This window comes from Sulfurimonas sp. (genome assembly GCF_032250635.1).
Classification (GTDB): domain Bacteria; phylum Campylobacterota; class Campylobacteria; order Campylobacterales; family Sulfurimonadaceae; genus Sulfurimonas.
In genome coordinates this window covers 4,854-15,126 of record NZ_JAVVFL010000027.1, presented here as the reverse complement: position 1 = coordinate 15,126, position 10,273 = coordinate 4,854, and the positions used below count along the sequence as shown (strand labels likewise).

The 10,273-nt window shown below is 39.9% G+C and carries 9 protein-coding genes, 1 tRNA gene and 1 other RNA gene (1 of these 11 running past the window's edge); 8 read left to right on the top strand and 3 right to left on the bottom strand.

Annotation, left to right across the window (positions count from 1 at the left end; translation table 11 throughout):
* The first annotated feature begins 8 nt into the window (after positions 1–8).
* Positions 9–107, top strand: coding sequence for a hypothetical protein (locus RQ763_RS03030; protein ID WP_314151098.1), 99 nt, complete (start codon positions 9–11; stop codon positions 105–107).
* A 16-nt stretch (positions 108–123) separates the two neighbouring features.
* Positions 124–1,752, top strand: coding sequence for a chaperonin GroEL (gene groL, locus RQ763_RS03025; RefSeq protein WP_314151097.1), 1,629 nt, complete (start codon positions 124–126; stop codon positions 1,750–1,752).
* A gap of 99 nt (positions 1,753–1,851) precedes the next feature.
* On the opposite strand, the gene RQ763_RS03020 is transcribed toward groL, so the two are convergent.
* Together RQ763_RS03020 and ssrA are read right to left on the bottom strand one after the other, a co-directional pair.
* Complete coding sequence (locus RQ763_RS03020; RefSeq protein ID WP_314151095.1) at positions 1,852–2,202, bottom strand: DUF3147 family protein; 351 nt, start codon at positions 2,200–2,202, stop codon at positions 1,852–1,854.
* 123 nt (positions 2,203–2,325) lie between these two features.
* Positions 2,326–2,711, bottom strand: a transfer-messenger RNA (tmRNA) gene (ssrA, locus tag RQ763_RS03015).
* Between the two features lie 127 nt (positions 2,712–2,838).
* Between ssrA and RQ763_RS03010 the strand changes: the two genes are divergently transcribed.
* The 6 genes from RQ763_RS03010 to RQ763_RS02985 all read left to right on the top strand — a co-directional run bounded on the left by RQ763_RS03010 (position 2,839) and on the right by RQ763_RS02985 (position 10,243).
* Positions 2,839–3,249 carry a FixH family protein gene (locus RQ763_RS03010; protein WP_314151094.1) on the top strand — a complete coding sequence of 137 codons (411 nt, stop codon included), beginning with the start codon at positions 2,839–2,841 and terminating at the stop codon, positions 3,247–3,249.
* A gap of 9 nt (positions 3,250–3,258) precedes the next feature.
* Complete coding sequence (locus RQ763_RS03005) at positions 3,259–4,434, top strand: TolC family protein (RefSeq protein ID WP_314151093.1); 1,176 nt, start codon at positions 3,259–3,261, stop codon at positions 4,432–4,434.
* On the top strand, positions 4,434–5,396 hold the full coding sequence (locus RQ763_RS03000) for an efflux RND transporter periplasmic adaptor subunit (protein ID WP_314151092.1): 963 nt from the start codon (positions 4,434–4,436) through the stop codon (positions 5,394–5,396). Before RQ763_RS03005 ends, RQ763_RS03000 begins: the two co-directional genes overlap by 1 nt.
* 4 nt (positions 5,397–5,400) lie before the next feature.
* Entirely contained in the window at positions 5,401–8,451 is a 3,051-nt protein-coding gene (locus tag RQ763_RS02995) for a CusA/CzcA family heavy metal efflux RND transporter (RefSeq protein WP_314151091.1), read from the top strand.
* 9 nt (positions 8,452–8,460) lie between these two features.
* Complete coding sequence (locus RQ763_RS02990) at positions 8,461–9,120, top strand: response regulator transcription factor (protein ID WP_314151089.1); 660 nt, start codon at positions 8,461–8,463, stop codon at positions 9,118–9,120.
* Positions 9,121–9,244: 124 nt separating this feature from the next.
* On the top strand, positions 9,245–10,243 hold the full coding sequence (locus tag RQ763_RS02985; RefSeq protein WP_314151088.1) for a HAMP domain-containing sensor histidine kinase: 999 nt from the start codon (positions 9,245–9,247) through the stop codon (positions 10,241–10,243).
* A gap of 9 nt (positions 10,244–10,252) precedes the next feature.
* Here the strand turns inward: RQ763_RS02985 and RQ763_RS02980 are convergent.
* A tRNA-Phe gene (locus tag RQ763_RS02980) sits at positions 10,253–10,273 on the bottom strand (it continues 155 nt past the right edge of the window).

The window sequence follows — 10,273 nt, the reverse complement described above, 5'->3', positions numbered from 1 at the left end:
GTGGAGATATGGTTGTTTTTGGTAAATTTTCAGGGAGTGAAATCTCACTTGATGGCGATAAGTTTCTGGTTTTAGAGACTGAAGATGTTTTTGGAATAGTAAAATAAATTTAAAGGATTTTTAATGGCAAAAGAGATAATTTTTTCAGACAATGCAAGAAATGCACTGGCTCGCGGTATTGCAAAACTAACAGATGCGGTAAAGGTAACAATGGGACCTCGCGGTCGTAATGTTTTAATCCAAAAGAGTTACGGTAATCCGATAATTACAAAAGACGGTGTTTCTGTTGCAAGAGAGATAGAGCTAAAAGATAAATTAGAAAATATGGGTGCCATGCTTGTCAAGGATGTTGCTTCAAAAACTGCTGATGAGGCGGGTGATGGAACAACGACAGCGACTGTTTTAGCAAATGCAATCTTCTCTGAGGGTCTTAGAAATATCACGGCGGGCGCGAATCCTATCGAAGTTAAGCGCGGTATGGACAAGGCATGTGAAGCAATTTTGGCACACTTAAAAGCAGCTAGTAAAGTTGTAAACGGCAAAAAAGATATTGCTCAGGTTGCGACTATCTCTGCAAATTCCGATGAGCAGATCGGAAATATGATTGCTGAAGCTATGGAAAAAGTAGGTCAAGACGGCGTTATTACCGTTGAAGAGGCTAAGGGCATAGTTGATGAGCTTGATGTGGTTGAAGGTATGCAGTTTGACCGCGGGTTTTTAAGCCCATACTTTATAACAAATACTGAGAAGATGACTGCTGAGATAGAAAATCCTTGGATTTTGCTTGTTGATAGCAAAATTACTTCATTAAAAGATTTACTGCCTGTTTTAGAGCAGGTTCAAAAGACTTCTCGCCCGCTTCTTATAATTGCAGAAGATGTAGAAGGTGAAGCACTTTCAACTTTAGTTGTAAATAAACTTCGCGGTGTTTTAAATATCTCTGCGGTTAAAGCTCCCGGTTTTGGAGATAGAAGAAAAGCGATGCTTCAAGATATTTCTATTTTAACTGCTGGAACTGTTATCTCTGAGGAGACAGGTCATACACTTAGCGCAGCAACTTTAGAGCATTTAGGGCAGGCTTCTCGTGTTGTAATCGATAAGGACAACACTGTTATTGTAAACGGTGCAGGAAAAGCTGAGAACGTACAAAAAAGAATCGCTGAAATCAAAGTTCAGATAGATGCGACTTCAAGCGAGTATGACAAAGAGAAGCTTCAAGAGCGTTTGGCAAAACTAAGCGGGGGTGTTGCGGTCATTAAGGTCGGTGCGGCAAGCGAGACTGAGATGAAAGAGAAAAAAGACAGAGTTGACGATGCACTCTCAGCTACAAAAGCTGCTGTTGAAGAGGGAATCGTAATCGGCGGAGGCGCTGCTCTTGTTCGCGCTGGCGCAAAAGTAAAACTAGACCTAACGGGTGATCAAAAAATTGGGTGTGAGATAATCCTTCGTGCTATCAAAGCTCCACTAAGACAGATTGCGACAAATGCAGGCTATGATGCCGGTGTTGTTGTAAACGCGGTTGAGAATGCGACAAATGAGAACATCGGTTTTAACGCTGCAACAGGCGAATATGTAGATATGTTTGAAGCCGGAATCATCGATCCGTTTAAGGTAGGACGTGTAGCTCTTACAAATGCTACATCTATCTCAAGCCTGCTTTTGACAACTGAAGCGGCAATATATGAACTGCCTGAAGAAAAATCCGAAATGCCAGATATGAGCGGCATGGGCGGTATGCCGGGAATGATGTAGTTCGTCATACACAAAGCAACTACTTATCCTTCTTATCCCCTCTGAAATAGAGGGGAGATATCATTCTGACATGTCATAATTTTTTTGATTTAATAATCTCTATATCCTGATTCCTAGCTTTTCAAGCAAAAGTATAACGCTGTAGTAAGCTAAAACTGTCAGGACGATTGAAATAATCATGCTCAAATAAAAACCAATCCCTTTTTCTATTAATATAGGAAAAACAATAAATAGCGTCATTGACGGGGCTATCAACCAAATAATGCTCTTTGAGAACTCTACGGCTTTTAGGCTGCTGTTTGTATCTATGTACATCCAAGTCATTGCCAGTATGGACACAAGAGGTATGGCCGCCAATATTGCACCTGCAATACTGCTTCTTTTTGCTATTTCAGAAATCAATACGATTAAAAGTGCTGTAATTATCAGTTTTGTTATATAGTATGCCAATTAAAAGTTCCTTAAAGCTAATATAGTTCATATTCTAGCACGGAGTGGCTTTAATTGATTTTACTTTTTTATGCAGTTTTTTAATGAGTGTTTTTAATTTTGTCTTGAGGAATAATTGCTAATTGGTGGAGCTGTGGAGGATCGAACTCCAGTCCGAAACCACGCTACTCCTAACGTCTACATGTTTAGTAAAGTCGTTTAAGTTTAATCTTGCTTCACACAACTTGCAAAGCTACGCAAGACGAGCCTCTAGGGTTCTTTTTATGCTCGAGACAGACATAAAATATATCTACATAAGGGTTATACTTCGAATCCTGCCTATCTAGAGTCAACAGGTGAAGCAGCCCGCCGACCATCAATTAAGAGGTCGGGGTAAAACTTATGCTACTGCGTAAGCTGGGCGATAATTTGTATTGTTTGCGTTTAAGCAAGTTGAGCCGCGTAACGGAGATGCTCAGTCCGACATGCAATTAGAAGCTACTTGATCCCGTCGAAACCAGGTCAGCCCCATGAGTAGAATTGTAACATAAATATTGTAAATAAAAAGTAAAAAAAACTTCATAAAATAGTTAATCGCTACACAATCACTACACGTTAAAAACTATATACTCTAAAATAAAAAATAGGAGTATTAAAATGAAAAAGGTTTTTTCATCAATAGCGATTTTAGCGACCCTCTCTTTTGCAGGCGGGTTTATGGATATGGGTATGAGCGGTGATTTGCATGTAATGCTCTCAAGCGATAGAGTTTTAAGCCAAGGGCAAAACAGCATTAAAATCGAACTAAACAGAGGCGGTCACGGTGGTAAAGTTGTCGATGCGAAGGATGTAAGAGTTAAGTTTTTTATGCCTCAGATGCCCGGAATGCCTTATATGGAGTCAAAAGATATCTGTAAAAAAACAGAGAGCTTTTTTGAGTGTAACGTCAATTTCGGTATGAACGGAACATGGCAGTATCAGGTTTTTATAAAAGATGAGCAGGGCAAGGATTATAAACACAAAGGGAGTGTCAATCTAGGTCAAGCTTCATCGATGCATGGTCACTAGGAGCAGATTATGAAGATGCTGACTCTTTTTATGATTCCTTTTGTATGTTTTGGTGCGGAATTTAGCGAAGTTTTTGACAAAGCTGCTCTAAACTCGCCTCTTTTGCGTGCAAAACATGAGAAGATTTTAGCATCATATGAGGCTATAAAAGGTGAAGCGGTATATAAAAATCCCGTCATCTCCATAGGTGCCAATGATCTGCTTTTAAATGAGAACTTTTTAAAAAGAGACATCGAGCCTATGCAGACGAACTTTATAGGAATAACCCAAGAGTTTGAAACATTTGGCAAGCTTGAACTCAAAGAGGCAATACTTCGAGTCGATACCCTTGTTTTAGAGTATGAACTCGAAGATTTGAAGCTTGATTTATATAAAAAAACTGCACTCATTGTTGAGAAGATAACAACATTTTCAAATCTTTTAGAGCTTTTAGAGAGAAAAAAAACAAACTTAGAGATACTCATAGACTATTATGAAAAAAGCATAAGTGTCGAGAGCGGTTTTAAAAAAAGCGTCGAACTTCAAAAAAAGATATTTGCTCTTGAGGACAAGATATTAGAGCTTCAAGAGAGTGTTCAAAGAGTAAAAAATGAGTTTAAATATCTTACAAGTCAAGAGTTCATCCCGATGCAAAGAGCACAAATCGGCGAAGAGTTTATGGAAGAAGATATAAAAAAAGCACCGAAATATAAAATTTTTGAGCTGCGCAGCAGACAGTTGGAGATTGCTGCAAAGCTTGAAGAGAGAAAAAAATACTCAAACATAAGCCTATCTCTAAGCTACAACCACCGCCAAAATTTTGAAGACTATCTCTCCGTGGCGACATCTTTTGCACTCCCGATCTACGGCAGCGAAGATGCAAAAGTAAAAAAAACACGCTACTTAAAACAAGAGAACTTCCAAAATGCACAGAACTATCTGCAAAATGCAACTATGATCTTTCAAAATAACCGTAAAAAAGCGGAGTATTTCACTAAAAGAGTTGAGAATCTTGATGCGATTTTAGAGAAATACAGAGCGCTCAGCAGTTATGAGAAATCAAACATAAGAAACAGCGTCATGCTTGAAAAAAGCATAGAGGATGAGAATCTTCTTTTTGATCTGGAGATAGAGAGATTAAAATATAAACTAGAGATAAAAGCCGCCGAGCTGGAGCTTTTTTATATCACGAAAGAGAGTATATGATGAAAACGCTACTATTAGTTCTTTTGAGTTTTGCTTTTGTTGAGGCAAAAACGTTTGAACAAGCCTTTAATATCCAGAGTATTAAGCCAAAGATGCAGATGAAAAAAATCACCAAAAGCTACTATGCAACAACCTCCTATGATGAAAAAAAGATATATGAGCTTGTGTTGCGCTTTGATGGAAATATTGAAAACTTGGAAGCAAACGAGCTTTATAAGAGTGTTAAAGCGGGGCAGAGACTTTTTGATATCTACTCCAAAGAGATATATACGCTTAAAAAAGAGCTTGAGTCTACAAAAAATCTTCAAACTCTTAATGCAACTATTTTGGAGAAGCTGCATCTCTATGAACTGGACAAAAGAGCGATCGACTCTAAAGGTGCGGCAGTTCCCTACTACAGCAAATACAGCGGTAAGATTATTCAAAAAAATATTTATGAAGGCTCTTATGCCAAAGCGGGTGGAGTGCTTTTAAAGATAGTCGATGACTCCTCTATGTGGGTAATTGCGAAGGTGTATCAAAAGGATATTGAGTTTGTAAGTAAGGGCATGAACGCGCTTATAGACGTAGAGGGCTTAAGCGAACCGATAGTCGCAAAGGTGGGCAAGATCTATCCAAAAATAAACAAAGAAGATTTGACTTTTGATGTCAGGATAGATGTTAAAAACCCCAAGTCTAAAATATTTCCCGATATGTTTGCAAAAGTAAGTTTTAGTAAAAAACTCAGCGCAGCACTCACTCTTCCAAAAGATGCGGTCATAAAAAGAGGAGATAAGTTCTATGTTTTCACTAAGATCTCAAAGAGCGAATATGAGCCTAAAGAGATAGAGGTAGAGTATATAGGCGGATACTATCGTGTACTCTCAGGTATAGATGAGAGTAGCGAAGTGGCGCAAAATGCACTCTTTTTACTTGATAGCGATGCGGTAACAAACGGCTCATACATGAGCGAAGAGTGGTAGTGAGATGATTGAGAGAATCATAAGCTTAAGTGCGAAAAATATATTTTTGGTTCTTATAGTTTCGGTAATTTTAACGGCTCTGAGTCTTTTTAGTCTTAAAAATATCTCACTTGACGCGCTGCCTGATCTCTCGCCGCCTCAGGTGATTCTTCAAATCTCATATCCGGGACAGTCTCCAAAGATCATAGAGGAGCAGGTTTCATATCCGCTTATAAGCTCTTTGATGTCGCTGCCTGGAATAGATACCGTAAGAGCCATGAGCAGTTTTGAAAACGGGCTTGTTTACATAATTTTTAAAGATGATACGGATATATATGATGCCAGAAGCAGAATTTTAGAGCAGCTCTCTTCCATCCTACCGACTCTGCCATCAAATGCAAAAGTAAGCATGGGACCGGACGCTACCGGTGTAGGCTGGGCGTATCAATATATTTTAAAATCAGACAAACTCAACCTTCAAGAGCTGAGAGATTATCAGGATTACTACCTAAAATACGGTCTTTTGGGCGTTGACGGCGTGAGCGAAGTAGCGGCTGTAGGCGGATTTATAAAGAACTATCAACTCCTTATCGATCAGGATAAGATGGTCAAGTACAACGTCGGTATCGGCGAAATAACAGCTGCTCTTAAAAAGAATAATCAAGACAGGGGCGGCGGCGTGCTTTTGCAAAACGGATATGAAAATATCATTCAAGCACGCGGATATGCGACAAGCGTGGAAGATATAGAAAATATAACCATCAAGGTAAACGGAGTAGTTCCTCTCAAGCTTAGCGACATAGGAGAGCTCTCTTTGTCTCCCATGCCAAGACGTGGCGTTGCGGAGTTTAACGGAGAGGGTGAGGTTGTAGGCGGTGTTGTTTTGGTGCGTTACAAAGAGAACACTTATGATGTATTGCAGAAGATTAAAGCCAAAATCGAGTCTCTAAAGAGTGAAGATGTGGAGATAGTTACGGCGTATGACAGAACAAAACTCATAGACAGAGCCATAGATACTCTTAAAAGTACGCTGATCGAGGAGTCCATCATCGTTATCATCATCACGGCTCTGTTTCTATTTCATTTTAGAAGCGCACTTGTCGTCGTTATAGTGCTTCCTTTGACGGTACTGCTTAGTTTTTGGCTGATGACGTTGTTTGATATAGGCTCAAATATTATGAGTTTGGGAGGCATTGCCATTGCTATAGGTGCTATGGTGGACGCCTCCATCGTCATGATAGAGAACGCGCATAAACACCTTGCTAAAAGCGACGGTTCAAAGAGCAGAGTAGAGATTATCATCGACTCTTCAAAGCAGGTGGGGCGTCCTATCTTCTTTGCTCTTATGCTTATAGTTGTCTCCTTTTTGCCTATTTTTGCACTGGAGGGGCAGGAAGCCAGACTCTTTTCGCCGCTTGCCTATACAAAGACGTTCGCTATGCTTATGGGTGCTATTCTCTCCATCACATTAGTACCTGTTTTGATGATACTTTTTATAAAAGGAGAGATTAAAAAAGAGGAGAGCAACCCCATAAACCGCTTTTTTACATTTTTATACACTCCCGTGCTGAAGCTGTTTTTAAAACTAAAGTATCTTGTTATTATCTTGTCTATAGCTGCCATGGCGTATATCTACCCACTTTACATTACCCAAAAATGGGAGTTTATGCCGCAGCTTAACGAGCAGGATTTTATGTATATGCCCGTTACGCCCTACGGTATCAGCATTGAGCTCGCATATGAGCTCTCTCATGAGACAAACAAGATTATAAAAAGCTTTCCCGAAGTAGATACCGTTTTTGCAAAAGCTGGACGCGCAAATACGGCGACAGACCCAGCACCTCTTGCCATGATAGAGACCATTATCACATTCAAGGATGAATCTCTTTGGAGAGATGGCATGACTTATGAGAGACTTATGCAGGAGATGGAAGATGCGCTTAAAATAAAAGGGCTGATAAACTCATGGACATATCCGATACGAGGCAGAATAGATATGCTTTTAACGGGTATCCGCACACCTTTGGGGATTAAACTTTACGGCGATGACAATAAGGTTTTGGAAGATGTAGCATCTAAAATAGAGCAGAGACTAAAAACCACACCTCTCACGCTTAGCGTATCTGCCGACAAATCAAACAGCGGCTACTATCTCGATGTAGAGATAAAACAAGATGCTCTCTCAAGATACGGCGTCTCAAAACAGGAGATACTTGACACGGTCTCGTTTGGTGTAGGCGGACTGGGTGTGAGCACTTTTATAGACGGACTTAAGCGTCACCCGATCTCTGTGAGAGTGGATGCTGACCAAAGAGACGATATAGATAAAATCAAAGAGTTAAAAGTCAAAACAAAATCCGGTTTTTTGCCTCTTCGTCTGTTCGCGGATATAAAATATACGGAGGGTGCCAGTGTCATAAAGAGCGAAAAGGGGATGAAAGTCTCTTTTGTCTACATCACGCCTAAGAGCGGCGTGAGCGTGGATGAGTATAAAAAAGAGGCGGCTGCTCTTCTTGAGAAGATAGAACTTCCAAAAGGTTACTACTACGAGTTTGCGGGGCAGAGCGAGTATTTGGAATCTGCAAAAAAGAGACTCGGTTTTATCGTTCCCATAGTGATAATAAGCATCTTCGTGCTTATCTATTTCGCACTTGGAGATGTTAAAAATTCGCTTATCGTATTTTTCACTCTGCCTTTTGCCGTTTTGGGAGGATTGCTCTATATTGATTATCTGGGGTTTAATATGTCCGTCGCAGTAATTGCGGGCTTTTTGGCACTGCTGGGCATTGCGGCTGAGACGGCTATAGTCATGGTCATCTATCTTGATGAAGCTCTGGGAGAGAAGGACGGATCACATGAAGAGGCTATCATTAGAGGTGCGGCAGGACGCTTAAGACCAAAACTGATGACCGTTTTTGCCACTCTTGGCGGACTTATTCCGATTATGTTTATAGACGGAGTCGGAAGTGAAGTCATGCAGAGGATTGCAGCGCCAATGATAGGAGGCCTAGTAACCTCGGCGATTCTGACGCTGCTTATCATACCTGTTTTATACTCTCTAAGGAAAAAAGTGTAAAATACTCAAATGAATATTTTACTACTTGAAGATGATGTCATCTTATCGGAGATACTTTGTGAGCATTTGAGCGAAAAAGGGTACTTTGTGTCGTCTGTTTATGACGGTGAAGAGGCTTATGAGATGATACTCAAAAAACGTTATGATTTAATGCTTCTTGATGTCAACGTACCGCTTTTAAGCGGTTTCGAGCTCTTAAAACTTCTAAAAGAGCAGCATGTAAATATCCCCACTATCTTTATCACTTCGCTTGATTCTGCACATGACTTAAAAAAAGGTTTCGATCTGGGGTGTGACGACTATCTAAAAAAACCCTTTGAACTCTTGGAACTGGATGCGAGAATAGAGCATCTTGCAAAGGTGCATAATTTAGACAGGTCACAGATGAAAATTGACGCACAAAACTATCTTGACAAGGCGACTTACGAGCTTGTCAAAAACGGTAATAGAGTAAAACTCTCTAAAAAAGATTTTGAGATAATAGAGTATTTTTTATTGCAAAAAGGGAGTGTCGTATCACATGCACAGCTTATTGCAAATATCTGGTTTGATAGCGAAGTGCCGAGTGACGCAACTCTTAGAACATATATAAAAAATATCAGAGCACACCTTGGCAAGGATTTTATAACAACAATCAAAGGAGTCGGCTATAGAGTTAACATCCAGTGAAAAAAAGTCTTTTTGGGGCTTTTTAGGACTTTATCTTAGTTCCTCAATCTTTCTTATTCTTTTTATAGCCGTCAGTTTTTACCGCTATGAGTCCTCAAATATCATCTCCATGAAAAAAGAGAAGATGCAAAACATAGCACTTACTCTCTCTTCTGAGATCATCTCATCTTACATGCGCTCAGAGCCTCTGCATATAGAAAATGTAGATGGGTATGAAGTAGCGCTTTATGATGAGCATCAGATGCCGATTTATGGCCAAGAGGCGGAAGATATTGTCTTTGAACAGGGCTTTTATAAAGACAAAAGATTTGATTATTTTGTCGATATGAGCCCGCAGATGCACCACGGTGTTAAATATCTGGTACTTAAGAGCAAAAAAGAGGATCAAGAGACGCAAAAGCTGTTGCAAAGCATACTCTTTACGGCTATGTTCTCGGTTCTGGTCGTTGCTGTTGTGGGTTATTTCCTCTCAAAGATGTTTTTAAAACCGATTCAAAACGAGAGGGTAAAACTAGACAAATTTATCAAAGACTCAACACATGAACTTAACACTCCCATAACGGCAATACTTATGAGTATTGAGCGGCTCAAAAAAGAGAATATCGACGAGAAGATTTTAAAAAGAGTGGATATCAGCGCAAAAAGAGTGCAAAAGATATACTCCGATTTGACATACCTGCTGCTTGAGAGTGAAAATGAGAATGTAAAGCAGATTAACCTAAAGGAAATCGTAGAGAACGAACTCACGCTCTATGAAGACTTGGCGCTTAAAAAATCTCTCTCCATCCATAAAGAGCTGGAGGATGCCTTCTTTAGCATGGATGAGGTAAGTGCCCAGAGGCTCTTTGGCAATCTGATCTCCAATGCACTCAAATACAACAAACATGGCGGCAAGATGGAGCTAAAACTCACTCCAAAGATGTTTAGCATCTCCAATAGCGGCATCGGCATAAAAAAAGAGCAGCAGCGCATGATTTTTGATAGGTTTTACAGAGCAAACGAGTATGAAGGCGGATTCGGTATAGGTCTTGACATCGTAAAGAGAGTTTGCAAAAAATATAAGATAGACATAGAGATAAGCTCTACAGAAAATGATTTAACGGTGGTAACATTGAGGTTTTAAAAGTAGTGGTGGTGGCCAATCTCGGAATCG

Coding starts and splice junctions, on each gene's coding strand:
- RQ763_RS02990 (WP_314151089.1), top strand. CDS start 8,461: ATGAATATTTTACTACTTGAAGATGATGTCATCTTATCGGAGATACTT.
- RQ763_RS03010 (WP_314151094.1), top strand. CDS start 2,839: ATGAAAAAGGTTTTTTCATCAATAGCGATTTTAGCGACCCTCTCTTTT.
- RQ763_RS03030 (WP_314151098.1), top strand. CDS start 9: ATGGTTGTTTTTGGTAAATTTTCAGGGAGTGAAATCTCACTTGATGGC.
- RQ763_RS02995 (WP_314151091.1), top strand. CDS start 5,401: ATGATTGAGAGAATCATAAGCTTAAGTGCGAAAAATATATTTTTGGTT.
- RQ763_RS02985 (WP_314151088.1), top strand. CDS start 9,245: ATGCAAAACATAGCACTTACTCTCTCTTCTGAGATCATCTCATCTTAC.
- RQ763_RS03005 (WP_314151093.1), top strand. CDS start 3,259: ATGAAGATGCTGACTCTTTTTATGATTCCTTTTGTATGTTTTGGTGCG.
- groL (WP_314151097.1), top strand. CDS start 124: ATGGCAAAAGAGATAATTTTTTCAGACAATGCAAGAAATGCACTGGCT.
- RQ763_RS03000 (WP_314151092.1), top strand. CDS start 4,434: ATGAAAACGCTACTATTAGTTCTTTTGAGTTTTGCTTTTGTTGAGGCA.